This window comes from Candidatus Caldatribacterium sp. SIUC1 (assembly GCF_051549785.1).
Classification (GTDB): domain Bacteria; phylum Atribacterota; class Atribacteria; order Atribacterales; family Caldatribacteriaceae; genus Caldatribacterium.
Genome location: NZ_CP189974.1, coordinates 307,572 through 331,782 on the forward strand (window position 1 = coordinate 307,572; position 24,211 = coordinate 331,782).

The 24,211-nt window shown below is 58.8% G+C and carries 21 protein-coding genes and 1 tRNA gene; 18 read left to right on the plus strand and 4 right to left on the minus strand.

Translation table 11 applies throughout. The annotated features are described in order from the left end of the window. The first annotated feature begins 98 nt into the window (after nt 1-98). From ACP6EK_RS01575 to phrB, 18 genes are all read left to right on the plus strand, one after another. A complete protein-coding gene (locus ACP6EK_RS01575) occupies nt 99-1,136 on the plus strand; it encodes a LacI family DNA-binding transcriptional regulator (RefSeq protein ID WP_438316915.1) in 1,038 nt (345 codons plus the stop codon). Nucleotides 1,137-1,211: 75 nt separating this feature from the next. Next, nucleotides 1,212-2,534 (plus strand): ABC transporter substrate-binding protein, encoded by a 1,323-nt coding sequence (locus ACP6EK_RS01580; protein WP_438316918.1) that lies wholly within the window; start codon nt 1,212-1,214, stop codon nt 2,532-2,534. A 43-nt stretch (nt 2,535-2,577) separates the two neighbouring features. Then, nucleotides 2,578-3,444 carry a carbohydrate ABC transporter permease gene (locus tag ACP6EK_RS01585; RefSeq protein ID WP_438316921.1) on the plus strand — a complete coding sequence of 289 codons (867 nt, stop codon included), beginning with the start codon at nt 2,578-2,580 and terminating at the stop codon, nt 3,442-3,444. 1 nt (nt 3,445) lies between these two features. Beyond that, nucleotides 3,446-4,267, plus strand: a complete 822-nt coding sequence (locus ACP6EK_RS01590) for a carbohydrate ABC transporter permease (RefSeq protein WP_438316924.1) — start codon at nt 3,446-3,448, stop codon at nt 4,265-4,267. Nucleotides 4,268-4,285: 18 nt separating this feature from the next. Beyond that, complete coding sequence (locus ACP6EK_RS01595; RefSeq protein WP_438316927.1) at nt 4,286-6,298, plus strand: glycoside hydrolase family 31 protein; 2,013 nt, start codon at nt 4,286-4,288, stop codon at nt 6,296-6,298. Between the two features lie 76 nt (nt 6,299-6,374). After that, nucleotides 6,375-7,400, plus strand: coding sequence for an SIS domain-containing protein (locus ACP6EK_RS01600; protein ID WP_438316930.1), 1,026 nt, complete (start codon nt 6,375-6,377; stop codon nt 7,398-7,400). Next, the gene (locus ACP6EK_RS01605) at nt 7,397-9,349 is read left to right on the plus strand and encodes a cellulose biosynthesis cyclic di-GMP-binding regulatory protein BcsB (protein WP_438316933.1); all 1,953 of its coding nucleotides are present in this window, start codon (nt 7,397-7,399) and stop codon (nt 9,347-9,349) included. The genes ACP6EK_RS01600 and ACP6EK_RS01605 overlap by 4 nt, the downstream gene beginning before the upstream one ends. Continuing rightward, a complete protein-coding gene (locus ACP6EK_RS01610; RefSeq protein WP_438316936.1) occupies nt 9,346-11,199 on the plus strand; it encodes a glycosyltransferase family 2 protein in 1,854 nt (617 codons plus the stop codon). Before ACP6EK_RS01605 ends, ACP6EK_RS01610 begins: the two co-directional genes overlap by 4 nt. Beyond that, on the plus strand, nt 11,196-12,140 hold the full coding sequence (locus tag ACP6EK_RS01615) for a hypothetical protein (RefSeq protein ID WP_438316939.1): 945 nt from the start codon (nt 11,196-11,198) through the stop codon (nt 12,138-12,140). The genes ACP6EK_RS01610 and ACP6EK_RS01615 overlap by 4 nt, the downstream gene beginning before the upstream one ends. 36 nt (nt 12,141-12,176) lie before the next feature. Further along, a complete protein-coding gene (locus ACP6EK_RS01620) occupies nt 12,177-12,959 on the plus strand; it encodes a ParA family protein (RefSeq protein WP_438316942.1) in 783 nt (260 codons plus the stop codon). Next, nucleotides 12,937-13,761, plus strand: a complete 825-nt coding sequence (locus ACP6EK_RS01625; RefSeq protein WP_438316945.1) for a ParB/RepB/Spo0J family partition protein — start codon at nt 12,937-12,939, stop codon at nt 13,759-13,761. Before ACP6EK_RS01620 ends, ACP6EK_RS01625 begins: the two co-directional genes overlap by 23 nt. A gap of 12 nt (nt 13,762-13,773) precedes the next feature. Then, nucleotides 13,774-14,814, plus strand: coding sequence for a peptidoglycan DD-metalloendopeptidase family protein (locus ACP6EK_RS01630; protein WP_438316948.1), 1,041 nt, complete (start codon nt 13,774-13,776; stop codon nt 14,812-14,814). Between the two features lie 65 nt (nt 14,815-14,879). Beyond that, nucleotides 14,880-15,362, plus strand: a complete 483-nt coding sequence (locus ACP6EK_RS01635; RefSeq protein WP_438316951.1) for a hypothetical protein — start codon at nt 14,880-14,882, stop codon at nt 15,360-15,362. A gap of 10 nt (nt 15,363-15,372) precedes the next feature. Then, nucleotides 15,373-16,416 (plus strand): SIS domain-containing protein, encoded by a 1,044-nt coding sequence (locus tag ACP6EK_RS01640; RefSeq protein WP_438316953.1) that lies wholly within the window; start codon nt 15,373-15,375, stop codon nt 16,414-16,416. Nucleotides 16,417-16,418: 2 nt separating this feature from the next. Continuing rightward, on the plus strand, nt 16,419-17,354 hold the full coding sequence (locus ACP6EK_RS01645) for a carbohydrate kinase family protein (protein ID WP_438316956.1): 936 nt from the start codon (nt 16,419-16,421) through the stop codon (nt 17,352-17,354). Then, nucleotides 17,351-17,710, plus strand: coding sequence for a hypothetical protein (locus ACP6EK_RS01650; RefSeq protein WP_438316958.1), 360 nt, complete (start codon nt 17,351-17,353; stop codon nt 17,708-17,710). Before ACP6EK_RS01645 ends, ACP6EK_RS01650 begins: the two co-directional genes overlap by 4 nt. Then, nucleotides 17,710-19,356 (plus strand): ABC1 kinase family protein, encoded by a 1,647-nt coding sequence (locus ACP6EK_RS01655; protein WP_438316961.1) that lies wholly within the window; start codon nt 17,710-17,712, stop codon nt 19,354-19,356. The genes ACP6EK_RS01650 and ACP6EK_RS01655 overlap by 1 nt, the downstream gene beginning before the upstream one ends. A gap of 9 nt (nt 19,357-19,365) precedes the next feature. Continuing rightward, complete coding sequence (gene phrB, locus ACP6EK_RS01660) at nt 19,366-20,715, plus strand: deoxyribodipyrimidine photo-lyase (RefSeq protein ID WP_438316964.1); 1,350 nt, start codon at nt 19,366-19,368, stop codon at nt 20,713-20,715. Here the strand turns inward: phrB and ACP6EK_RS01665 are convergent. The 4 genes from ACP6EK_RS01665 to ACP6EK_RS01680 form a co-directional block, all read right to left on the minus strand. Continuing rightward, entirely contained in the window at nt 20,702-21,022 is a 321-nt protein-coding gene (locus tag ACP6EK_RS01665; RefSeq protein WP_438318818.1) for a YbjQ family protein, read from the minus strand. The two genes, phrB and ACP6EK_RS01665, sit on opposite strands and share 14 nt — an antisense overlap. Before the next feature lie 200 nt (nt 21,023-21,222). Next, nucleotides 21,223-21,313 (minus strand) — tRNA-Ser (locus tag ACP6EK_RS01670). 899 nt (nt 21,314-22,212) lie between these two features. Then, nucleotides 22,213-23,535, minus strand: coding sequence for an exopolysaccharide biosynthesis polyprenyl glycosylphosphotransferase (locus ACP6EK_RS01675; protein WP_438316968.1), 1,323 nt, complete (start codon nt 23,533-23,535; stop codon nt 22,213-22,215). Nucleotides 23,536-23,632: 97 nt separating this feature from the next. Next, entirely contained in the window at nt 23,633-24,154 is a 522-nt protein-coding gene (locus ACP6EK_RS01680) for a hypothetical protein (RefSeq protein ID WP_438316971.1), read from the minus strand. Between the last annotated feature and the right edge of the window lie 57 nt (nt 24,155-24,211).

Consider the following 24,211-nt stretch of genomic DNA (forward strand, 5'->3'; position numbering starts at 1 on the left):
GCGCTTCCTGGAAGTTCTGGAGTGCCCGCCTTGACAAACCCTCTTCCCCTTTCCTATACTTGGCTTAACCGGTTCAGTAAACCGGTTCAGATACGCCCATGATGACCATCGCCGAAATCGCCCGTTTGGCCGGAGTCTCAAAAGCCACGGTCTCCAACGTCCTCAACGGACGGGTGGACCAGGTGAGTCCCAAAACCCGGGCTCGCATTGAGCGCATCATCAAAGAGTACGGGTACGTCCCCAAAAGGGCTGCCCGAAGCCTCAAATCCAACCGTACCCGGACCATTGCGCTCCTTTTCCCGCACCTTCCTGCCAACCTCATCGCCAACACCTTCTTCTTCCCAGGGTTTTTGAGCGGTGTTGCCCGGGCCTGTGAGGAGGCGAGTTACCAGCTGCTCATCACCACAAGCGCGAAATCCTGCGATACCGAATTCCACTACGAGGCGCTGGTTCGAAGCCGGAGTGTCGACGGATTCATCGTGAGCGAAATCTTCGTGAACGATCCCCGCTTTGTTGTTCTTCGGGAGTTCCGGATACCCTTTGTGAGCATCGGTAAACCTGAAGGCGAGGACATCTCCTGGATGAGCTGGGTGGACCACAACCAGGAGGAGGTCTCCTACAAAGCGGTGCAGCGGCTCCTTGAGCTGGGCCACAGAGACATCGTGTTCCTCGGCCTTTCCCGGGGGCGGGTCTACACCATGCAGCGACTTGCCGGGTACAGTAAAGCCTTGAAAGAGCGTGGCATCCCCCTCCGGGAGGAGCTCATCCTCACCGAGGAAATCGAGAAGGATGAGGTGGCCGGAAAACTCGGAAAACTCAAGGAACAGGGTATAGCCTTTTCGGCGCTTTTCGTCATCGCCGAGTCCTTAGCTTTAAGTGCCCTGCGGGCCCTGCAGGATCTGGGTTTCCGCGTCCCCCAGGATGTATCGATTCTTGGGAACATCGAAACCGACAACTACCGCTTTTACGTCCCCCAGCTTTCGGGCATCCGTGTGCGGACGGAAGACCTGGGGTATGAGACTGCAAGGCTCCTCATCGACCTCATTGAGGGGAAAGTGCAGGGACCAGTGGGGAAGTACCTCGAGGCGGATTTTGTGGAAGGATGTTCCATTGGGCCACGTGGTGAGAGGGGGTGAGAACCAGAAGGGTTTGCCGGTGTTTGACCCAGTCCGGAGTGCTTTGGAAAAATCCTGAGAAAGGAGGAAAGCAACATGCGGTGGTATCGGCTCCTTGGCGTTGTGGTGGTTTTGGGTCTTTTCCTTGCGGCTTTCGGTGGGGCGTATGCCCAGAAGGTGACGGTGACCATCCAGGATTACTTCGACCCTGCAGGAGGGATGGCAAAATTCGTTGATCGGTGGGCCGAGGAGTACATGAAAAAGAACCCCGACGTTGAGGTCAAGCACGTGTTCATTCCCTTTGCCCAGCTCCTCCCCACCATCCTCCAGCAGGCCCTCACAGGAACGCTCCCGGAAGTTGTCATGGCCGACAACCCCTGGGTGCCCAACCTCATCAAAGCCGGCGTGTACCTTGACATCACCGACAAAGTGAAGGAGTGGGGCTGGGAGAACTGGGAGGACTTCTTCAAGGGCCACCGGGACCTCACGAGCGCCGACGGGAAAATCTACGCCTTCCAGGTTACCACCAACAACCTCGCCCTCTTTTACCGGAAGAGCCTCCTCGAGAAGGCAGGAATTGCCGAACCTCCGAAGACCTGGGCAGAGCTCAAAGAGGTCAGCGCGAAAATCAAGGAAGCCCTCGGCATTTACGGGTTCGGCTTCTGCGCTACCGCAAGCGAAGAGGGCACCTGGCAGTTTGAGCCCTTCCTGTGGAGTAACGGCGGAAGCCTCCTGGAACTTGACCAGAAAGAAGCCGTCGAAGCCCTGAGCTTCCTCGTGGACATGGTGGAGCAAGGGTACACTCCCCGGGATGTCGTCAACGTCTCTGGCCAGGGTGACGTCACCCAGTGGTTCATCAACGGTGAAGTGGCCATGATGGAGAATGGGAACTGGGAATTCGGCTGGCACCTCACTCCGGATGTCCTCGAAAAGCTCGGTGACGTCGGCGTTGCCGCTCTGCCTGTTCCAAAGGAAGGCGCAAAGCCCATCGTGCCTTTCGGTGGAGAATGCTACGGTATCGGCGCAAGCACGAAAGACCCGAAGAAACTCGCCGTTGCCTGGGAATTCTTAAGCTTCATCGCCTCCACTGACGGGATGCTTGCGGCAAACCTCGAGCACGGGGGACTCCCCACCCGGGCCTCGGCAGCGGAAAAGATTGCCGCTCAGAAACCCATCCTCGCGCCCTTCCTGGAGCAGGCAAGATACGCCCTGCCAAGACCCCTTGTGGGTGGTCTTGAGAAGTATCCCGATGTGTCCTCAACCGTCTGGACGGCGATCCAGCGGGCACTCACCGGTATGAAGACGCCTGAGGAGGCCCTGAAAGAGGCCGCTGAGGCCATCCGGGGGCTCTTCTCTCCAGAGGAGTACGAGGCGTACCGGAAGCAGGCCCGGGAACTCATCGCCGCTGCAGCACAGTGACAAAGCGGGGAGGGGTTCTCCCCTCCCCGGAAGGATGAGCGTCATGAAAGGAACAAAGGTTGCGTACTTTTTCCTCCTCCCGGCGTTGCTTTACGTCCTTCTCTTTGGGCTTTATCCCCTTCTGTACAATGTCTCTCTGAGCCTCCGGGACGTTACCTTCATCACCTACATCCAGGGAACCGCCCGCTTCGTGGGCCTCGGCAACTACAGAGAGCTCTTCGCCAACCCCATTTTCCAGCGGACCTTCTCGAACACCCTCCTTTTCACCGGTCTTTCGATTCTCTTCCAGTTCACCATCGGGTTCCTCCTTGCCCTCCTCTTCAACCGTTCCTTCCCCCTCAAGGGGGTGTTCCAGAGCCTCATTATGGTCCCCTGGGTCCTGCCCATCATCGTGAGCGGCTCCTTTTTCCGCTGGTTCTTCAGCGACAACGGAATGCTCAACGGGTTCCTCCTTGCCTTCCGGCTCATCGAACGCCCCATTCCCTGGATCACAAGTGGCCATCTCCCCATTTTCTCCGTGACCATGGCGAACATCTGGCTCGGCATCCCCTTCAACTTCGTCCTCCTCTACACCGGCCTTCAGGGGATTCCCGAAGAGCTCCTCGAAAGTGCCGAAATCGACGGGGCTACAGGGTGGCAGAAAGTGCTTTTCATCATCACACCCCTTCTGCGCCCGGTGATCCTTGCCACCCTGACTCTGGGGTGCATCTTCACGGTGAAGGTCTTTGACCTTGTCTGGATCATCACCCAGGGAGGACCAGGAGACGTCTCACACCTCTTCAGCACCCTGTCGTACTCTTTGGCCTTCAACAAGCTCCACTTCGGAAAGGCTTCCGCCGTCCTCATCGTCATGGTCCTTGTTGTAGCCCTGCTCACGGCGCTGCTCAATCTCTTCCAGAGGGAGGTCTGACATGGAGCGGAAACACCACCGATGGAAGTGGACGGTGTACGCCCTCATCCCCACGGTGATTGTTATTCTCCCCCTCTACTTCATCGCCATCGCCGGGTTCCAGAGTGTGGCCGAAATCTTCCACAAACCTCCCCACCTTTTCCCTCCCAATCCCACCCTCGCCTACTACCGGGATGCCTTCCTCACGCTTTCCCTGTACCTGAAAAACAGCGTCATCATTGCCCTGGGAGTCCTTTGCGTCACCCTCCTTGTGGCCCTCCCTTCGGCTTTCGCCCTTGCCAAGTTCCATTTCACCCTGAAAAGGCCTGCATCGCTGATCCTTGCCTTCACCCAGGTGCTCCCGGCCACTGCGGTCATTATCCCGCTTTTCCTCATCTTCAACCGCATCGGCCTCATCAACAACTACCTGGGGGTGATTTTTGGGATTTCTGTCTTCACCATCCCCTTTGCCACCATTGTCCTCAACGCTTACATTCAGGCCATTCCTACCGGGCTCATGGAGGCGGCGCTCATTGACGGTGCAGGGTTTCTACGGATATTCCTGAGTATCATCCTGCCTTTGGCAAGCCCTGCCATCGCCACGGCAAGCATCCTCACCCTCATCCTTGCCTGGGGGGATTTCATCTTCGCCCTTTCTTTTCTCAAAGAGCGGACACTCCAGCCCATGAGCATCGGGCTCTACAACTTCATCGGACAGTACGGTGTCCAGTGGAACAAACTCCTGGCGGGGAGCATGATCTTCGCCGTCTTCCCCCTCATAGTGGCCCTCCTTGCGGGGAAGGCCATCGTTGCGGGACTCACGGCAGGAGCGTTCAAAGAGTAAACCTGGAGGTGGTGCGCTGTGCGTTTCCATCGTGAAGGAACAAGGCTTGTGGCAGAGGGAGGTGGTGAGCTCATCTGGATTGAACCCTTCGGACGGGATTGCCTCCGTTTCCGATCTTCTTTGCGGGGACGCATTGAGCCTCTTGACTGGACCCTTCTCCCGCAAGAAGAGGTAGAGCCGGAAATCACCATAACCCCTGAAAAGGCGACCATCCGGAACGGGGACATCACCGCCGAAATCGATGCCCGGGGGAGTGTCCGCTACAAAGGCCGAAACGGGCAGGTGCTCCTTGAGGAACTCTGGATTGACGGGAGGGTGCTGAACGCCGACCTCCTGAAGGCCAGGAACTACAAGGCTCGGAGTTCTGAACTCTTCCACATCGCCCTGTACTTCAAGGCCCATCCCAATGAGCACTTCTTCGGTATGGGACAGTACGCCAACGACTGCCTTGACCTCAAAGGGTGCGTCCTGGAGCTTGCCCAGCGCAACACCCAGGTGAGCATTCCCTTCCTTCTGTCCTCCCGGGGATACGGATTCATCTGGAACAACCCCTCCATAGGGAGGGCAGAGCTTGTGCGCAACCACACCCTCTTCGTTGCTGAGGGAGCACGGCAAATCGACTACATTGTCATTGCCGGGGATACTCCAAAGGACATCCTCCGCCGCTACGCCGAAATCACCGGGAAACCGCCCATGATTCCCGAGTGGGCCCTGGGGTTCTGGCAGTGCAAGCTCCGTTACCGGACGCAGGAAGAGCTCCTCGAGGTCGCCCGGGAGTACAAAAGACGGGGCCTGCCCCTCTCAGTCATCGTCATCGACTTCTTCCACTGGCCCCACCAGGGGGACTGGAGGTTCGATCCCCGGTACTGGCCGGACCCCCAGAGAATGGTCCAGGAACTCCAGGAACTCGGCGTGAAGGTCATGGTCTCCATCTGGCCCACGGTGGACATTCAGAGCGAGAACTACCGGGAGATGGCCGAGCGGGGGTTCCTCATCCGGACGGAGCGGGGCATTCCGGTCCTTTTCACCTTCCGGGGCATCACCACCATTTTCGACGCCACGAATCCTGAGGCCAGGAAATTCATCTGGGAGAAGGTGCGGGAGAACTACTACCGCTACGGCATCAAGATGTTCTGGCTTGACGAGGCTGAGCCGGAACTCGGGATGCCCGGGTTCGGGTACGACAACGTCCTCCCCTACGACTACGACAACCTCCGGTACTTCCTCGGGAACGGCCTTGAGGTGAGCAACATCTACCCCTTCTTCTACGCCCAGGCCTTCTTTGAGGGGATGAAAGAGGCCGGTGAAACCGAAATCGTCAACCTCATTCGCTGCGCCTGGCTTGGAAGCCAGCGGTTTGGCGTCGTGGTGTGGTCCGGAGACATCCCCTCAACCTTCGAATCCCTCCGGAAACAAATCAAGGCTGGCCTCAACATGGCCGTCTGCGGCATCCCCTGGTGGACGACAGACATCGGGGGGTTCTACGGTGGAGACCCGGAGAGTCCGAGTTTCCGAGAACTCATCGTTCGCTGGTTCCAGTTTGGGGTGTTCTGCCCCATCTTCCGCCTCCACGGATTCCGCCTCCCCTACCCTGAAGACCCCAACTCTTGTCCAGCGTATGAACTCACCGGGGGACCGAATGAGGTGTGGTCTTTCGGGGAAGAAGCATACGCCATCCTCAAAGAGCTCCTCTTCCTTCGGGAACGCCTGAAGCCCTACATCCTCGAAGGGATGAGGAAAGCCCATGAAGAGGGTATCCCCTTCATGCGGCCGCTCTTCCTCGAATTCCCCGAAGACCCCACCTGCTACACCGTGGAGGATGCGTACTTCTTTGGGCCGGACCTCCTCGTCGCTCCGGTAGTGGAAGAAGGGGCGAGGAAACGCCGCGTGTACCTGCCAAGAGGTGCCCGCTTCACCGACCCCTACACGGAAGTCACCTACGAGGGAGGCCAGTGGATTGAGGCCGACGCCCCGATAGAACGTATCCCCGTTTTCTTACGGGATGGGGCAAGGCTCCCAATCCGCGAATAGCACCACCTCCCCCCTTTCCTCAACCCTGTTTTTCTGGTATACATGGGGAGAGCAGTACCCACGAGGAAGGGGGGAGATGGTGGAATCGTTCCTTTGCGATTTCCCGAAGCACATTTCCGAGGGGTATCGAAGGGGGAAAGCATCCGCCACAAAACCCCTTGCCCGCCCGCCAAAGGGCATTCTCTTCTGCGGCATCGGCGGTTCGGGAATCAGTGGAAGGATTCTTGCCCATGTCCTCAGGCCTTCTCTTTCGCTTCCTTTCCATACCATCTCCTCTCCTCCCCTACCCTCCTGGGTCGACGAAAACACCCTGTGTATAGCCTCCACGTACTCGGGGAACACCGAAGAGACCCTGGCCCTTACCCGGGAAGCTCGGGAAAGAAAGGCGCTGCTTCTTCTCCTTTCCCAGGGAGGTACGCTTGAAAGGGAAAAACACGAGGAGGACGTCTTTGTGCTCCTTCCCGGGGGCCTGCAACCCCGATTTGCCCTGGGGTACATGGTCGGGGGGCTCCTTGGGGCTTTTGAGGGACTCTTCCCCGGGCTCTCTTTCGCCCGGGACCTTGAGGAGACGGGGAAGTACCTCGAGGAAATCATTCCCACGTATGCTTCACCTGCAGGTTCCCCGTACCGCATAGCGAGGGACATAGCGGGCACCATTCCGGTCTTCGTGGGCATCGAACACTTCACAGACGTTGCCGCCTGGCGATTCAAGACTCAGTGCAACGAGAACGCCAAGCACGTGGCCTTCGCAAGCGTACTTCCTGAAGCCATGCACAACGAAATCGTGGGGTTTGCGCACCCCGAGACGTTGCCCCTGTCATTTGTCTTCCTCCACGACCCAGAGGAACCGAGGTTCTGCACCACCATGGCCCGAGCATACCTGAGGCATGTGGCAAAGAGCGACTGCAAAACCTCTGAAGTATGGGCCCAGGGAACAACACGTGTGTGTCGTGCTCTATCCCTTGTGGCCTTCGGAGACTGGCTGAGCATGCATCTTGCCCGCATACACGCTGAGGACCCCGGCCGTATTCCAGCCATCACACACTTCAAGCGGTTTTTCAGGAAACTCGAGTGTACCTTTGATGGAGGGGAGAAGCGATGAAGCGCAGTGCCTTTACCTGTGCAGTACTGTTCTGCCTCGTGTTCTTCCTGTGCAGGGAGGGAGTGGCAATACCGTTTTCCTGGACGCTCCGGGAAATGACCGGCATCCCCGGAGATATCACCCTCGAGGGTCCGGAACCCTCTGTTTCCCTCTACCTCCCAGTCGTCCCCGGGATGCGCCCGAAGGAAACGGTGCTTTCTCTAGAGTACGTTGCCTCTCCGACCCTCCCCCGTGGCGCAACGCTTTCAGTATACGCCGAGGGGGTCCTCCTTGCCTCCTGGGAAGTTCGCCCCGGGGAACACCGTGTTCAGATCCCCTTCACCCCCCTTGAGGGGTTGGCGCTCAAAGACACGCTTCCGGTTGACATCCGGGGAAACTTCTGGCGGAGCGAGAACCTCTGTGAGGACCTTCTCTCCCGGGACCTCTTCGTCCGCATCCGTCAAGTAAGTCGCCTCTTTGCGGATCTCGATGACGTGAGCTGGACCGTCCGGGACTTCCTCCGTTTCCCTGCCTCGCGTATTCGCATCTTCCTCCCCGAAGACCTGTCCTCGAAAGAACTCCTCGGCGCATACCTGAAGCTCTTTGCGTTCCTCCGCCGTTCCCGGCGGGAAGTCACCACCGCAACGTTGCCCCCAAGGCTCCCCGAAAAAGGGGATACCAGAGAACTCTCCATCGTTCTTCGAGACAGGGGCCTTCGGGACATCGAGCTTTCCGGGTCGACGCTGTATCTCACCCCGCAAGGGGTACAGGGCGTTCTCGCTGAAGCCTCGCTCCTTGTGGACCGTTCCTTCAAGGTCTGGAGCCTTCCTCCCTTTTTTGAGAGAAAACGTACCCTCCGGGACTTCGGCATGCGGAGTACGACCCTCCGGGGCATTGGAGAACTCCGGCAAACGGTGTACTTTACCCTTGCGGATCTCGGGGGGATCCCTGCCGCCCTCCACTTGACCCTTCTCTTCTCAAGCACACCCCTTCCAGAGACCCCGAAGGGGGAAGCGCTGCTCAAGGTCTTCCTCAACGGCAATCTCGTTTTCACCCGGAAGATTCCAAGAGCAGCACGGAGAGGTATCCAGAAAGACACCGTTTTCCTCCCTCCGGGGCTTCTCGGGCGGGAAAACGCTCTTGACATTGTCTTCTCGTACTTTCCGGAAGTTGGGGAATGCCGGCGGGGAACCATACCTTTTGAAGCCACAATCTTTGAGCAGTCGTATTTCTCTGGCACCTTCAGGAGAGTTCCGGATACCATCACCTTTGCCGACGCCCCCACGGTGTTCTCCGGAAAGGCCTGGGTTGTCCTTCCTGAAAAGCCCTCCCTCGAAGAAGTCGAAGCGATGGCACGACTCTACAGTGCCCTCCGGGAAATCGACGCAACCCCCCTTGCCCTTGAGGTGGTGCACACCGTTCCCGGGGCACGGCGGAAACCCCTGTCCTTCTCTCTCCCTGCCTTTCTCAAGGCGCTCAAGGAACGGGATTTCCGATTCCTCCTCACCCCACCACCTGCGCTCCGGGAATACCTCCTCATTTGCGATAGAGACGGGAAGTTGCTCTCACAGGTCCCCGTCTCCCGCAGGGACGAAGCCCTGGTACTCGCTCCCCTGCCATACCTTGAAGCCTCCGTCCTCGCCCCTGATACGCCACTTGGGGTTCTCGTAGCACGAAAACTCCTGGGGAAACCGGCGCTCATCTTCACCCCCATCGGGCGTAGAGACGTTGCTTACAGCGCCTTCCTCACGCACTTCACGGGCGCAGGAACGCTGCGCACCATGAAGGGGAATGTGGCGCTCTTCACCCCGAAGGGCTGGGGAGAAACGCTTGTGGCCGTACGCACCGCTTTTCCCCTCGAAGAAGCCTTCCTGCGGTGGCGGCTCCTGATCTTTGCCGGTGTCTGTGCCGCCCTTTTCGTATGGTGCCTTACCCTGTACCGGAAGCTCGTCCGTACAAGACCGCTATGAGCCGGAAACTCCTCGGCGACATCCTTGTATCCCGGGGGTACATCACGAAAGAAGAACTCGAAGAAGCCCTGCGCCTTCAGGAAGAAAGCGGGAGGCTTCTTGGGGAAATTCTCGTCTCCCGGGGCCTCGTGCACCCGGTAACGCTCTATGAAGCCCTGGCCGAGCAGGGCAAGTACCTCTACGCGGGAAGGGACCTCGAGAAGCTCCTTGAGAGTATCGACCCGGGCCTTGTCCTTCGTTTTGACCCCCAAGACCTCCTCGGCCTTGCCCTGTTCCCCCGCCGCATTGAGAACGGCGTGCTTGAAGTCCTCACCCCCTTTCCCGACAACAGGGCCCAGGACATCTGGCTTGAGGAGACCTTCCCCCAAGTCCCCGTAACCAAGATCCTCATCACCCCCTACGAACTCGACTGGCTCCTCCACTTTTTCTTCAAAGAGCGTTTCCTCGCCGAAGCCACTACCGGGCTCTTCTTCCGAGCCCCGGAAGAGTCAGCCGCTTCTCCCCTCGTTCCCTGGCAATGGGGAACCCTCACTGCGGTGCTCTTTACTCTTCTTTTCGGAGCATTCTTTGCGCCGCAGGCTACAATCCGGATACTCTTTGCGGCCACGAACTTCCTCTTCCTCTCCCACGTCCTCTTCAAAACCATCGTGGGAATACGGGGAACAGGGAAAATAGAGCCTATCGAAATCACCGAAGAGGATCTGGCTTCCCTCGATCCCCGCACACTCCCCGTGTACACCATCCTTCTGCCCCTCCACCGGGAACCAAAAGAGGTCATAGAGCAACTCGTGGCATCCATCCGTTCCCTCGATTACCCCCAGGAAAAGCTCGACGTGCTCTTCCTCATCGAGGAAGACGACGCAGAAACGCTCCAGGCCTGTAAGGAAGCTCACCCCCCCTACAACGTCCGCTTCATCCTTATCCCCCGGGGAAACCCAAAAACAAAGCCCCGGGCCTGTAACTTCGGTCTTGCCTTTGCAAGGGGAGAATTCCTCACCATATACGATGCGGAAGACATCCCCGAAAAAGACCAGCTCAAAAAAGCCGTTGTCGCCTTCTCAAAGCTCCCCAGAGAGTACATCTGCCTCCAGGCAGCTTTGAACTTCTACAACCCCACCCAGAATCTCCTCACCCGCCTGTTCACCCTGGAGTACTCTTTCTGGTTCGATTACCTCCTCCCCGGACTCTTTCGCCTTCGCCTCCCCATCCCCCTTGGGGGAACGTCAAACCACTTCCGGACTGAGGCCCTGCGGGATCTTGGTGGATGGGACCCCTTCAACGTGACCGAAGACGCAGATCTCGGCATGCGGGCACATTACCGGGGCTTTCGGGTCGGTATTCTCCCGTCCACAACCTACGAAGAAGCCAACAGTCGAATCAGCAACTGGATTCGCCAGCGATCCCGGTGGCTCAAGGGGTATCTCCAGACGTTCCTCGTCCACACCAGGCGACCTCTTTACGCCCTTCGGGCCTCAGGCGTTCGAGGACTCCTGACCCTCTGGCTTTTCATTGGTGGAACACCTCTCGGATACGCTGCCTCCCTCATGCTCTGGGGGGTGTTCTTCACGTGGCTTGCAACTCGCGGGAGCTTCCTCAACGCCTACTTTTCCGGAGCGCTCCTGTGCATCGGTGCGGTGAACCTCTTTGTGGGAAACCTCCTCGGTGTCTACTTCTCGATGTTTGCCGTCCTCCGGAGAAACCTCGACCAGCTCCTGCCCGTTGCCCTTCTCAACCCCTTGTACTGGATGCTCGCAGGTGTAGCTGCCTGGAAAGGCATTGGGCAGCTCTTCTCTCGGCCCTTCTTCTGGGAAAAAACCGTTCACGGGCTCCACAGGGGGAAGCAACGATGAGACAGAAAGGCGCGCTGTACGGCGCACTGTGCGTTGCAGCCCTTCTGGGCATCATCAGTACCCGGGGAACCCCCGCAAATCCGGAGGTTCGCTTCTTCCTCCTCCGCCTTCTTTCAATCCGGAGCCTCCCCGACCCCGCCAGGGGAATACTCACCACGTCTCCTCCGTTTCCCCTGCTCCTTGCTCTGGCCTTCCGGGAATACTTCCCCCTTGTCACCGGGTGGGGTACTGCCTGGGCACTCCTTCTTGTCGGGGTAAAGCGGGGGAACCTCCACTCTGCCCTCCTTGTCCTCCTCTCTCCGGTCTTCCTCTTCGGGACCCTGATGCGACCTGCCCTGACACTCTTCTCCCTCTTTGCTGCCTTGGGATTCTCTGCGATGCTCCAGAGCGTCGCAGAGGAGAACTTCGAAGGGCTTCTTCTGGGAAACCTCGCCTTTGGTTTTGGCGCCTGCCTCCACCCTCTGGGGCTTTGGCTTTCGCCCGTTTTTGCGTCCTGCGAGGCCTGTTCTCTCCGGGTACCAATGTATCGCCGGGGAACACTTGCAGCGCTTGCCCTTTTCCCATTCCTCGTCTTCCAGAGTGTACCACCCTTTTTCGGGTGGGTCTATGAAGGGTACGCATGGATTTCCTTTCAGGACCCGGGGTTTTCCCTTGAAGCCTTCCTCAGGGGCGAAAGCACGACTCCATGCACCCAGAACTTCGTCCTTGCGCTACCCTTTCTTCTCGCCGCCTTGTTCTCCGGACCCCTCCGTGCTCTGATCTTCTGGGGCATTTTCGTCCTCTCCCTCCCTGCGCCTCACCTTACGGTTCCCTTTGCTTCCCTCCCCCTTGCGTTCCTCCTTGCCCTTGATCCGGAACCCAGAAAGGGAACCCTGTTCTGGATCCTCGCAGGGAACGTTCTCGGCTGGGTGCTTGTTCTCTTCAAATTCTTCCCGTGTTGAGGACGGAAAAAACTTTGTGTTACAATAGGAACGCCTATGGGGACAGCAGTTGCAGTGGCCAATCAGAAAGGCGGCGTGGGGAAGACGACAACCTGCGTGAACCTGGGGGCGTGTCTTGCCGAGCGGGGAGAACAGGTGCTCATCGTGGACATCGACCCCCAGGGGAACGCCACAAGCGGCCTGGGCATTGAACGGAGAACCCTCACCCAGTGCGTGTACGACCTCCTCATCAACGGCGTGGAAGCAGGAGAACTCCTCAAGGAGACCGAAGTCCAGGGCCTCTGGCTTCTGCCTGCAACGATCCGTCTGGCGGGAGGCGAGGTGGAACTCGCCACCCTGCCAAACCGGGAGACCCGTCTCAGGGAAGGACTCAAGCACCTCGTGCCGAGCTTTGACTGGGTTCTCGTGGACTGTCCCCCTTCTTTGGGATTGCTCACCATCAACGCCCTGACTTTTGCCCATGCCGTTCTCGTCCCCATCCAGTGCGAGTACTACGCCCTTGAGGGGCTGGGTCAGCTCATGACCACCATCACCATGGTCCGGAGCGCCTTAAACCCCCGCCTCGAGCTTCTGGGGGTGCTCCTCACGATGTTCGACCCCCGCACCAACCTCTCCCAGGAAGTGGTGAGGGAGGTGCAGAGGGTCTTCCAGGAAAAGGTCTTCCGTACCATCATCCCCCGAAGCGTCCGTCTGAGCGAGGCCCCGAGTTACGGGAAACCCATTACGCTCTACGAGGGCACCTCAAGGGGTGCCCAGGCGTACCGGGAACTTGCCGAGGAGGTTCTGGAGAGGGTCCATGACAAAGCGTGGTCTCGGTAAAGGGCTTGAGGCACTCATCCCGGGAGCCGGGCTTTTTGGAAGCCGCACCATCCAGGAGGTCGACATCGAAAAGCTCCGTGGAAGCGACCTCCAGCCCCGCACCCATATGGATGAGGAGCGACTTGAGGAACTCGCCGAGTCCATCCGCCGGCACGGGATCCTCCAGCCGATTCTCGTGCGTCAAACCCCCGAGGGCTTTGAGATCATCGCCGGGGAACGGCGCTGGAGAGCGGCCAAGAAAGCAGGGCTCAGGACCGTCCCGGTGATCGTCGAAGAGGTTGATGAGGAGAAAAAGCTCGAGCTCGCCCTTGTCGAGAACCTCCAGCGGGAAGACCTAAACCCCATGGAACTCGCCCGGGGAATCAAAAGGCTCATCGAGCGTTTCGGGCTCACCCAGGAAGAGGTCGCCGAACGCCTGGGGAAAAAGCGTCCTACGGTAGCCAACATCCTCCGGCTCCTTGAGCTCCCCGAGGATATCCAGAAGCTCGTAGAAAGGGGTACCCTTTCTTTAGGGCACGCCAAAGCTCTCCTTGGGCTTCCTGAAAAAGAGCAGCGAGCCCTTCTTGAGGAAATCCTCAGCCGGTCGCTCTCTGTGCGGGACACCGAGCAACTCACCCGCCAGAGGAAAGCGCAAGAAACGATACCTGCAGAACCCCCCCAGAGTGAAGAAAGGCACATCGAAAACCTCCTCACCCACTACCTCGGCACCCGGGTTCGGGTGGGGAAAGGAAGAATCACCATTGCGTACCGTGACCTTGACGACCTCAAAAGGCTCTACGCGCTCATTGCGCGGGCAGAATAAGGAGGGGTAAGGGTGAAGCGTCACCTCACGGTATTCTGGATTAGCCCCCTGCGGGGGCAGATGCGGCGTCTGCACCTGCGGTGGCAGACGCTCCTTCTTGGATTCGTCATCCTCTGCGTGGGCATTGGCCTTGGCATCGGGGGCGTCCTCTGGTACCAGTCCCGGATGAAGCGGGAACTCTTCACCACCATGGCGAGAATCGAGGAGATGCGGAAAAACCTCCTTGTGCTTGAGGCCCAGAAAAAGGAACAGGAAGCGAGACTCGAGCACCTCACAAAGGAAGCGGAAAACGTCCTCAACGAGCTCAATACCCTCCGGGAACTCGAACAGAGGGTGCGGGAACTCATGGAGAAGAGCCTCCAGTCCCAGCTCAAACGGCTTGGGGTGACCCTGTCGCTTTCAACGAGTGAGGTGCAGACCTGCATTCCCCTGCACCGTTTCCTTGGGGGGCTTTTCCTCGCTCCCCAGGAAGGTGCAGGAGGACCGGAACTCGCCGCCTTCCTCCCCCTTCCCCCGCAGGTTCTCCTCCCACCGGTCACCCCTCAGGACCTCGCTACCCGGGCGCTCGAAGATACCCTCATCTGGCTTCGGGGAGAGATCCTCCTGCGGCGAAGGGCTTTTGAGGAAATCCTCGACCTTGCCCAGAAAAAGGACCGGATTCTCGAAGTCGTCCCCTCCCGCTGGCCCACCTGGGGAAGGGTCTCTTCAAACTATGGCTGGCGACGGGACCCCTTCACCGGTCGCCGGGCCTGGCACACCGGGGTGGACATCGCCGCTCCGCCGGGACGAAGTGTCGTGGCTGCCGCCGAGGGTCGGGTGGTCTTCACGGGGTGGAACGGGAACTACGGCAAGTGCATCATCATCCGCCACGACTTTGGGTTTGAAACGGTCTACGGGCACCTCTCAAGGATCCTTGTGAACGTCGGTGACCGGGTGAAAAAGGCGCAGAAGATCGGAGAAGTTGGGAGCACCGGCCGGAGCACCGGCCCGCATCTCCACTACGAGGTTCGTCGTTACGGCAAGGTCGTCAACCCCTGGCCCCACCTCCCCTGAGGGGAACAGGCGCTACGCTGTGGAGATATTGAGAAGGAAGATACTTGCGAAGGAGGCGAAAGGGAATGCGGAAGTTCATCGTCCTCTGCCTTGTTGCTGTGCTCATTTCCGGAAGCGTCGCTTTCGCTGCGGTGGAAAAGGTGAAGGTCAGAAAAATTGACGTCCTGAAAGTTCAGAACGTCCCCGAAGTTCGGGTGGAACTCGAGGTTCAGGGTAGCGGTACCATCTTCGTTCAGGCCTCAACCGACTACGACAAGTACACCTACGTCACCGAACCCGTGACCCTTGAGGTTTCCTCGCCTCAACCCTTCTTCGTTCTCCGTTTCACCAAGGGGGACTTCCGCCGGGTGAACCTCCTCGAGAACCTCAACGAGGAAATCCCCGAATTCGCCGAGGGGAAAAACGTCGTGGTCTACGTGTACGAGGCGAAGTACACTTCTTCTGAGGGGCAACCCGAGGACATCAAGCAGGATATCGCCAAATACGGGTACGCCCTGCGAGGGGTTCTTGCCAAAGGGACAAAGGAAATCCAGCTTGCCAGGAAATGAGGGAAACGCCGTGAACCAGCTCTACCGGGAAATCGCCGAGCAGCCCGAGGTCTTCCGCCGTATCGCCACAACCTACGTGAATGAGGCAACCCTCGCGTCCTGGTACGAGGACCACCCGGGAACCATCTACCTCACGGGGATGGGGAGTTCCCTCTTTGCCGCCTATCCCGCCTACCTCTACCTCCTCTCCCGGGGGTTCCCGGTGGTGTACATCGACGCTTCAGAACTCCTCCACTACGGCCTTCAGGGGATACGAGACGTCGACACTCTGGTGCTTCTGTCCCAGTCGGGAGAGTCCTATGAAGTCCTCGAGATCCTCAACCGCCTGCCCTCCCGTCCAAAAACCCTGGCCTTCACCGCTTCACCGAAGAGTACCCTTGCCCGAAGGGTCACGAAAGCCATCGACATTTTAAGCGGCACAGAATACGCCGTCACCGCCACGAAAACCCACACCGCAACACTCGTTACCCTGAACCTCTGGGCCATGGCCCAAGCAAAAGATAAGAAGGCTTTCCTCCACGCTTCTTTGGACCTTGAGCTCCTTGCAGAAGAGGCCGAACGCCTCATCAGGACTTCCCCTGAGTGGACCAAGAAAACGCTCAAAAGCCTCGAGTTTGCCCAGGGAGCAGAAACCAAGGTCCTCATCGCCCGGGGGCCTGCGCTGAGCTCAGCCTGGCATGGGTGCCTGCTCATGTACGAGTGCGCCAAGGAGACGTTTCTCGGTTTTTCCGGGGGGCAGTTCCGCCACGGCCCCCTGGAGCTCGCCGTCAAGACCATGTTCGCCATCGTGCTTGCCCTTCCCGGAAAGACCCAGGAGCTTGTAGTGCGTCTAACACAGGAGCTCGCCGAGCGGGGTGTGGGAGTACTCCTCGTGGGCGCAACGCTTGACGAGCGGTACAACCTCAAGGTCCTTCCGTTGCACTTCCCGAACGAGTACTTTGCCCCCGCACTCTCGGTCATCCCCGTTATGCTTCTCGCCTACACCATGGCTGAAGAAAAGGGGATAGAACCGGGGAAGGCCTTCCTCATCCAGAAAACGACCCTGAGGGAGTAGCCATGCCGAAGGTCTTCGTGGTGGGGAACGTGAGCCTTGACCTTGTCCTTGGGGGCATTCCCGACTACCCCGACTGGGGGACGGAGGTGCTCATCCCCGGGTACGTCATGCGCCCCGGGGGAGCAGCGAGCAATGCTTCCCTTGCGCTCGCAGCCTTAGGGGTTCCAACCTTCATCGTCGCCACGGTGGGGCAAGATTCCCTTGGAGAAGAGATCCGAAACCACTTCGCGAAAGCGGGAATTCGGGTGGATTTCCTTTCCCTTTGTCCCACAAGGCAAACCGCCATCTCCGTGGGAGTGACGAACGCCCGAACCAAAGAGCGGAGTTTCCTCACGGACCTTGGGGCCCAGGAGTGTTTGTCATGGGAACACCTGGAGGCGGTGTCTCCCCTCCTTGAGGAGGGGGACTTTCTGCTTCTTTGCGGGTACTTCCTCTCACCGGGGCTCAGGACCCCGAAGGCAAGGGGCATCCTCTCAGATTTCGGGCAGCGGGGCATCACGATGCTCTTTGATACGGGCTGGCCCACCGAGGGCTGGACCGAAGACGTGCGGGAGGAAATCCGGACTCTCCTACCCCTTTTTGACTACTTCCTCCCCAACGAGAAGGAACTCGAGGGTGCCGGAGGGAGCGCCATCGCGCTTCTCCCCCGCAAGGGGACCATCGTCAAGCAGGGTGAGCGAGGGTGCACCGCCCACACCCGGGAGGGGGTGTTCTCTGCGGCTACCCTCCAGGTGTCTGTGACCGATACCGTGGGTGCGGGGGACTACTTCAACGCTGGTTTCATCTTTGGGCTCCTTGAGGGTTACCCTCTCCCCCTTGCCCTGCGCTGCGCGACCACCGTGGCGGCCTTCAACATCTCCACATCCCCCAAGCGGGACACCCTGGCAACAAGGAACACCCTCGCCACCGGGCTTTTTCCGGGAGGGGTGCCCCAGTGAACCTCTCCCTTCCCCGGGACGTTGCCCCGGGCGTGCGGCTTGTCGCCTGGCGCATTGTGGAGTTCACCTTTCACGCCCTTGAGGGGCAGGGCAAGGGAGGGTTTGACGTGTACCCGGAAATCCGGGTGACGAAAAACGTCCAAGGGCAAAACGAGGGCCATCTCACTCTGACCATGAACTTCTTCGGGGAAGGACCGCAGGGTTTTGCCATCCACCTTGTGGCGGAAGGGACATTCGTAGGAGAAGGCCTTGAGGTGGAGAAGTTCGCAAGCCTCTGCCGAACCCAGGGGGCGGCACTCCTTGTGCATCCCCTGCGCCAGTTCGTCCAGGAGTTCTTAAGCCGGGTGTACTCCTGATGCTCTATCGCCTGCCCTTCCGCCACACCCGCCGCCTCCGCCGAATCCTCACCACTTTTTCCCGTTACGGTTTTCCGCTCCTCGCGAAACGGTTTCCCTTCCTGGAGCGCCTGGGGTTTCTTGCCTCCCGGGAAGCCCTCAGGCATCCGCCTCAAGAGAACCTTCGCCGGATTTTTGAGGAACTTGGGCCCACCTTCATCAAAATCGGCCAGATCCTGAGCACCCGATTCGATCTCCTCCCTGAGGAGTACTGCCGGGAACTCCGCAAACTCCAGGACCAGGCGCCTCCTGTGGAGTTCCCCGCCATTCGCAGGGTGCTTGAGGAAGAGTTCCGGGCCCCTTTAGAAAAGGTCTTCCGCTCCTTCGACCCTGAGCCTTTAGCTTCGGCCTCCATTGCCCAGGTCCACCGGGCAGAGCTCCCTGATGGGACCCGGGTGGCGGTGAAGGTGCAAAAACCGGAAACAGAGCAAACTATCCTTGAGGACCTTGAAATCCTCGAGAGCCTCCTCCACCTTGCCGACCGCATGCACTTCCTTGAGGAAGGCATTCCGGTTGAAGAACTCTTCCTGGAGTTCCGCAAACACCTCCTGCGGGAGATTGATTTTCTCGCCGAAGCCCAGAACATGCGCCGGTTCCGGGAGAACTTCGCCCACTTCCCCGGTGTGGTCATCCCCCAGGTCTTCCCATCCTACTGCACGAGGAGAGTCCTCGTGAGCGAACTCATCGAGGGCGTTCCCCTCACGCACCTGGACGCTGCAATCGTGCGGGAAGAGGAGCGCAAAGCTTTAGCCGAACGGGGGGTGGAGGCCATCCTCAAGATGGTTTTCGAGGACGGGTTCTTCCACGCGGATCCCCATCCAGGGAACATCCTCCTTCGCCTGCCTGAGCAGGACCTCGTGTTCCTGGACTTTGGGACCGTGGGGGTGGTGGACCGGAAGACAAGGGAAACCATGGCACGGCTGCTTTTCGCCCTCCTTGAGAAGGACACCGAACGGGTGGTGGAACTCCTTGAGGAGGAATTCCTCCTTGCCCCTCTCGCTTCCCCCCTTGCCCTGCGCCTGGACTTGAGCGAGGTCCTTGAGCGGTACATTGCTCTAAACCTCAAGGAGATTCGCTTAGAGAGCGTGGTGCACGAGTTCTTCTACCTGGCGAGGAAACACCGTCTCCGCTTCCCCTCGCACCTTGCCATCCTCCTGCGTGCCCTGGTGGTGGCAGAGGGGACAGGGCTTCTCCTTGATCCCGCTTTCAACGTCTTCCCTCAACTTGAGGGGGCTCTTCGGCGCTTCCTCCTTGAGGCCATGCGCCCGGAAGAGGTCCTGAGGCGCCTTGAGGAGTACGTCCTCGACTGGAAGGAGCTCCTCGAAAACCTCCCCCACCGACTGGACCAGCTCCTCACCCACGCGCTCTCGGGGAGAATCCGCCTCCAGGCAGAAAGCCAGGACTTTGAGGAGATGAACCGGCGCCTTGAGCGCATGAGCACCCGCCTTTCCCTGAGCGTGATTCTGGGGTCGCTCCTTGTGGGGTCCTCCCTCATCTACACCAACTACCCCTATTCACGGGTCTTGGGAATTCTCGGCATCCTCGGGTTTGCTGCCGCCGCTTTTCTGGGGGCTCTCCTTGTCGTTGAGATGCTGAGCCATAGGTAGTGGTGCCCCATGGAGAGAAGAAGGGTACGGCCAGTCAAAGAGGGAAAACGAGGCAGAGGGCCCGTCCTCTACTGGATGCAGCGAGAGCAGAGGGTCCGGGAGAACTGGGCGCTGTACTTCGCCTCTGTGCTCGCAAGAGAAAGCGACGTTCCGCTTTACGTTTGCTTCAACCTTGTGCCCGATTTCCTCGGGGCTCTGCCCCGAGCGTACCTATTTATGCTCGAGGGCCTGCGGGAGGTCGAGGGGGAACTCGCCGAGCTCCACATCCCCTTTGTGCTCCTTCGGGGCCAGCCGAAAGACACCATCCCAGACCTTGCCCGTGACCTCGAGGCTTCGGTGGTCGTTACCGACTTCAATCCCCTGAACATCGTGCGAGCCTGGAAAAAGGAGGTCCTGCAACGCCTCACGGCCACCGTGTTCGAGGTCGATGCGAGGAACATCGTCCCCGTCTGGGTGACCTCTTCAAAGAAGGAGTACGGGGCCTTCACCATCCGTCGGAAAATCCACCGCCATCTCCCGGAATGCCTCGGAGAATTCCCAAAGCTTGGGAAGCAACCCTACCTGGGACGCACCCATCGAACCTGCGACTGGGAAAAACTCTTCGCTGAGCTTTTCCCCGAACACCCAAAACTCCCCTGCACTCCGGGGTACGCTGCGGGGATGCGCGCGCTACGAGAGTTCCTTGAAGAACGCCTCCCCCACTATGCCAAACAACGGAACGACCCGACGGTCCTTGCCACTTCCCTCCTCTCCCCCTACCTCCACTTCGGCCAGATTTCGGCCCAAAAGGTGGCGCTGGAAGCGCTGAAGTTTCGAGAGAAATACCCCGAGAGCGTGGACGCCTTCCTCGAGCAGCTCATCGTGCGCCGGGAGCTCGCGGAGAACTTCTGTACTTACGAGGAGCACTACGACACTCCTTCGGGGTTCCCCCGCTGGGCTCAGGAGACCCTCAAGGCCCACAGGAACGACCACCGACCGTACCTCTATACCCTCGAAGAGCTTGAGCACGCCAAAACCCACGACCCCCTCTGGAACGCCGCCCAGAGGGAGCTCCTTCTGGCGGGGAGAATCCACAACTACGTGCGGATGTACTGGGCAAAGAAAATCCTCGAGTGGTCGGAAAACGAGGAAGAGGCACTCCGGCGGGCCATCGACCTCAATGACCGGTACGCCCTCGACGGACGGGATCCCAACGGGTACACTGGGATTGCCTGGGCCATAGGGGGCGTGCACGATCGGCCCTTCCCGGAGCGGAGAATCTTCGGCAAAATTCGCTCCATGACCCTTGAACAGTGCGCCCGGAAGTTCAGCGTGGAGCGGTACATCGCACGGGTTGAGGAGCTCTCTAAGGATTCCTGAGCCTCACCGCCGTCCCATAGGCGATGATTTCCGCTGCCCCGCTCATGACCATGCTTGTCGCAAGACGCACCCCCAAAACGGCATCGGCCCCGAGCTTCCTCGCTTCTTCAACCATCCGCTCAAGGGCAATCCTCCGCGCCGCCGAAAGCATCTCGGTGTACTCTTTGATCTCTCCCCCCACCAGGGTCCGCAAAGCGGCCATGATGTCCTTCCCAAGCCATCGGGCACGGATGGTGCTCCCGCAGACCACACCGAGCACTTCCTGGATGTCTTTTCCAGGAATCGACTCTAAAGTCGAAAGCAGCACCCTCCCACCTCCTTCGCGCACTATTATACCTTCTTGGGGCCATACGGAGGGCCAGAAGGAGAGGCAAATTCGGCGACGAAACATCGGGTACCTTCCTGATGGCAAGAGAAAAACCAGATTACGAAGAAGCAAGAACCGCGTCAGGCCTTTTGGGGCAATCCCACAGGGAGGGATTGCCAGGACAAGGGCCCAAAAAACCCTGGCGGAGGGGGTGGGACTCGAACCCACATTGCCCGTCGAGGGCGTACCGGTTTTCAAGACCGGCTCCTTAGCCAGTTCGGACACCCCTCCCCGGAGAGAATTATATTCCTGATGCTTCCACTGTGCAACACGCGAGAACGGTGCACACCTATGGGGCACTCGAGAAACCGGCGTCTTTGAGCTTCTGCTAAGGCTCCAGTAGGGTGCTCTTTCTGCAGCATCACACGGTTTCAGGTCTATCCTGTCACGGGGGTATGGGAGAATTCTCTCGGGAGATCCGGTCAAGTCCCCCACTCCTCTCTCTCCATCGCCCGCCTAAACCGAAAAGGGGTACTCCGCGAGGAACCTTTTGAGCTTTCGGCTCCCGGCGCTCCCGAACCAAGAGCACGTGTTTTCGCCCTTTTCCTCTGTCACCGCGAGCCTCGCTTTTTCGCCTGGCGAAGCAATCTCGTTTTCCAGGTCCCGAAACTGCTCCGTCGCTTCGCTCCTCGCAGTGACAAAGAAAAAGCTCCTCGCAGCGATAGAAAGAAGGAATCTCACAGTGACAGATCAAGAAATCCCTTGCAGTGACCACCGGCACGTCACTGCGAGCTCGTGGTTTCTTTCGCGAAGCAGTCTTTTAGAGATTCCTTGACGCTTTGCGGCCCGGAATTAACGGGAAAAGAAGTAGCTTGGAAGGACCAAAAAAAGAAGCAGCCCGAAAGGACGGGAAACAACGGCAGAGGAAACACTGCCAGATGTTCTGCTCCCTCCTTGTAGCGACAAACAAAGGAATCTCGCAGTGACCTTTCCCCACCGTTCTTCCACCACGAAGCGGTGAGGAATCGGGGGTGAGATTGCTTTACCAGAAGGACTCACAACGGCTCTCTCACCGTTGTAGGGCTGCAAGACCCAAAAGTGAGTGAGATCGAAAGCTCACAGGATGGCACGAGAAAAGGAGAACCTCTTGACTCGACAACGGCAAGAGAGGACAGCGCGTACAGAGAGATTCAACGGGCACCCTTGCCAAGGAGCATAACAAGGAGGGTTCGACCAAGGATCTCAAAATCGAGACTCGGCGAGAGGTTGCGCAGGTAGTACAGGTCGTATTCGAGTTTCTCCCAGACCGTCTCCGGCCCCTCGTCATATCGCCCCCGCACCTGAGCCCATCCAGTAATTCCCGGCTTCACAAGGAGGCGTATTTCGTAGTAAGGGATGAGCTTCTTCCACCGCTCGACGAACTCCGGACGTTCCGGCCGTGGGCCTACGAGGCTCATTTCTCCCCGAAGGACGTTCAGAAGCTGCGGGAGCTCGTCGAGACGAGTTCGGCGAAGAATCCTCCCCACCCGGGTAACACGAGGGTCGTTGCTCTGAGCGAGAACCGCTCCGGTTGTTCTCTCTGCATCAGGGATCATGGTGCGGAACTTGCACAGGCGAAAGACCCGGCCATCCTTTCCCACCCGCTTCTGCCAGTAAAAGACTGGGCCCGGGGAATCGAGGTAAACAAGGAGCGCGAGAAGGCCAAGGAGGGGAGAAAGGAGGCCAAGAAGGACCCCGGCCACCACCCGGTCCAGGGCGTACTTGAGCGTCAAGTAGGGGTTGTTCTTGACCATCTGCTCGTAGTTAAGAAGATCCGCCAGGGTGAGCTTGATCTGACCCTTATGTTCCTCAAAGAAAGCCAAGGCTTCCTGTACCCCACAATCAATACCCTCCTCACGAAGCAAGACCGCCGCTTTTTCCCGCTCTTCAGGTTCAAGGAGTAGGAGCACCCGGTCAATATCAAGATCCTGGACGATGCGCCGGAGGTATCTCCGAAGTTCGTCCTCTCCCAAGGCGTCAACATCGGTCCCTCCAACCACCACCCCAAAGGGAGCGCTCTTTCGGCGGAGGTCCTCAAAGAGCCTTCTCCCCCTCTCACCCCGGTAGAGGACAAAAAACCTCTCCTCTTGCCACTTCCTGAAAAGGGGAAGACGGAGGGCAAGGAAAGCAAAGAAACTCACGAGTATCCAGAGGAGAATCACCAGGCGAGGGAAGAAGAATACCCGAAGGTAGAAGAGGGCTGCGGTGAAAACAAAAAAGGTGAGCACACCCGAAGTCACAAGGCGGGAAAAACCAAAAAGGGCCGATCGAGAACGCCGTGAGTACATCCCAAGAAGAGCATGGAGGAAGACCTGGAGAAGGGGAGCAACGAAGAGCCACCGAAAGGACAGAGCGAAAGCCCGAAGGACAGCTACGTCTCCTCTGAAGAGGGAATGGAGCCAGAAGGCTCCATAAAGCGAACAAAGCCCGGCAAGATAATCGAGAAGGGGGAGGTACCTCTGCCCAGCCGTCATGAACAACCCCCCAAGGCAAAACCTCACCTTTGTCCATTATACCTCAAAGGGATGATACAGGTGAGCCCCTGAAAAAACCAGGAAAAAGGACGCGCAGTCAAAATGACACCTCAACGAGCCTTTGGGCTTCTCTTGTGACCTCGGGGGAGGAAAAGGGATCCTGGCAGGAGCGAATGACCCTCTCCACAAGGCGCACAAAGGACTCCGGAGGGAGGAAATGAGGGATATCCCGGATGTAGACCGCCTGAGGATAGAGCCTGTGGGCCGCCTCGTAGATGAGGACCTGTGCGGTGGTGTAGGCCGTGATTGCCCCAAGGTCGTTGAGGGCATCCTTCTGGAGAGGATGGAATCCTCCCGCAAGCTGCAGGCCTTTCCACCTGACGTAGACAAGGCAGGAAGATCCGGAAAAGGACAGGATGGAGAACGCTCCGTTCTCGTCGAGAAAACCCTGGAAGACCTCTCCTCTTTCGTTGTACGCAAGAACCACTCCCACCTCAGGAGAGGCCACCTCGCAGGAAGGGAGTACCACCCTCCCCTTCACCCCGCATCTCCCCGGAGTCCCAAAGGACGGACCCTGGAGACACCCGCCAAGGAAAGGCACAAGGAGAAGAACAAGCATCGCGACCCTCATACCAGAAAGATTACCCAGGACAAAGGGAGTTTTCCATAGGAAAAA

Coding starts and splice junctions, on each gene's coding strand:
- ACP6EK_RS01585 (WP_438316921.1), top strand. CDS start 2,578: ATGAAAGGAACAAAGGTTGCGTACTTTTTCCTCCTCCCGGCGTTGCTT.
- ACP6EK_RS01635 (WP_438316951.1), top strand. CDS start 14,880: ATGCGGAAGTTCATCGTCCTCTGCCTTGTTGCTGTGCTCATTTCCGGA.
- ACP6EK_RS01605 (WP_438316933.1), top strand. CDS start 7,397: ATGAAGCGCAGTGCCTTTACCTGTGCAGTACTGTTCTGCCTCGTGTTC.
- ACP6EK_RS01610 (WP_438316936.1), top strand. CDS start 9,346: ATGAGCCGGAAACTCCTCGGCGACATCCTTGTATCCCGGGGGTACATC.
- ACP6EK_RS01580 (WP_438316918.1), top strand. CDS start 1,212: ATGCGGTGGTATCGGCTCCTTGGCGTTGTGGTGGTTTTGGGTCTTTTC.
- ACP6EK_RS01680 (WP_438316971.1), bottom strand. CDS start 24,154: ATGCTTGTTCTTCTCCTTGTGCCTTTCCTTGGCGGGTGTCTCCAGGGT.
- phrB (WP_438316964.1), top strand. CDS start 19,366: ATGGAGAGAAGAAGGGTACGGCCAGTCAAAGAGGGAAAACGAGGCAGA.
- ACP6EK_RS01615 (WP_438316939.1), top strand. CDS start 11,196: ATGAGACAGAAAGGCGCGCTGTACGGCGCACTGTGCGTTGCAGCCCTT.
- ACP6EK_RS01625 (WP_438316945.1), top strand. CDS start 12,937: ATGACAAAGCGTGGTCTCGGTAAAGGGCTTGAGGCACTCATCCCGGGA.
- ACP6EK_RS01590 (WP_438316924.1), top strand. CDS start 3,446: ATGGAGCGGAAACACCACCGATGGAAGTGGACGGTGTACGCCCTCATC.
- ACP6EK_RS01600 (WP_438316930.1), top strand. CDS start 6,375: ATGGTGGAATCGTTCCTTTGCGATTTCCCGAAGCACATTTCCGAGGGG.
- ACP6EK_RS01620 (WP_438316942.1), top strand. CDS start 12,177: ATGGGGACAGCAGTTGCAGTGGCCAATCAGAAAGGCGGCGTGGGGAAG.
- ACP6EK_RS01655 (WP_438316961.1), top strand. CDS start 17,710: ATGCTCTATCGCCTGCCCTTCCGCCACACCCGCCGCCTCCGCCGAATC.
- ACP6EK_RS01575 (WP_438316915.1), top strand. CDS start 99: ATGATGACCATCGCCGAAATCGCCCGTTTGGCCGGAGTCTCAAAAGCC.
- ACP6EK_RS01675 (WP_438316968.1), bottom strand. CDS start 23,535: ATGACGGCTGGGCAGAGGTACCTCCCCCTTCTCGATTATCTTGCCGGG.
- ACP6EK_RS01645 (WP_438316956.1), top strand. CDS start 16,419: ATGCCGAAGGTCTTCGTGGTGGGGAACGTGAGCCTTGACCTTGTCCTT.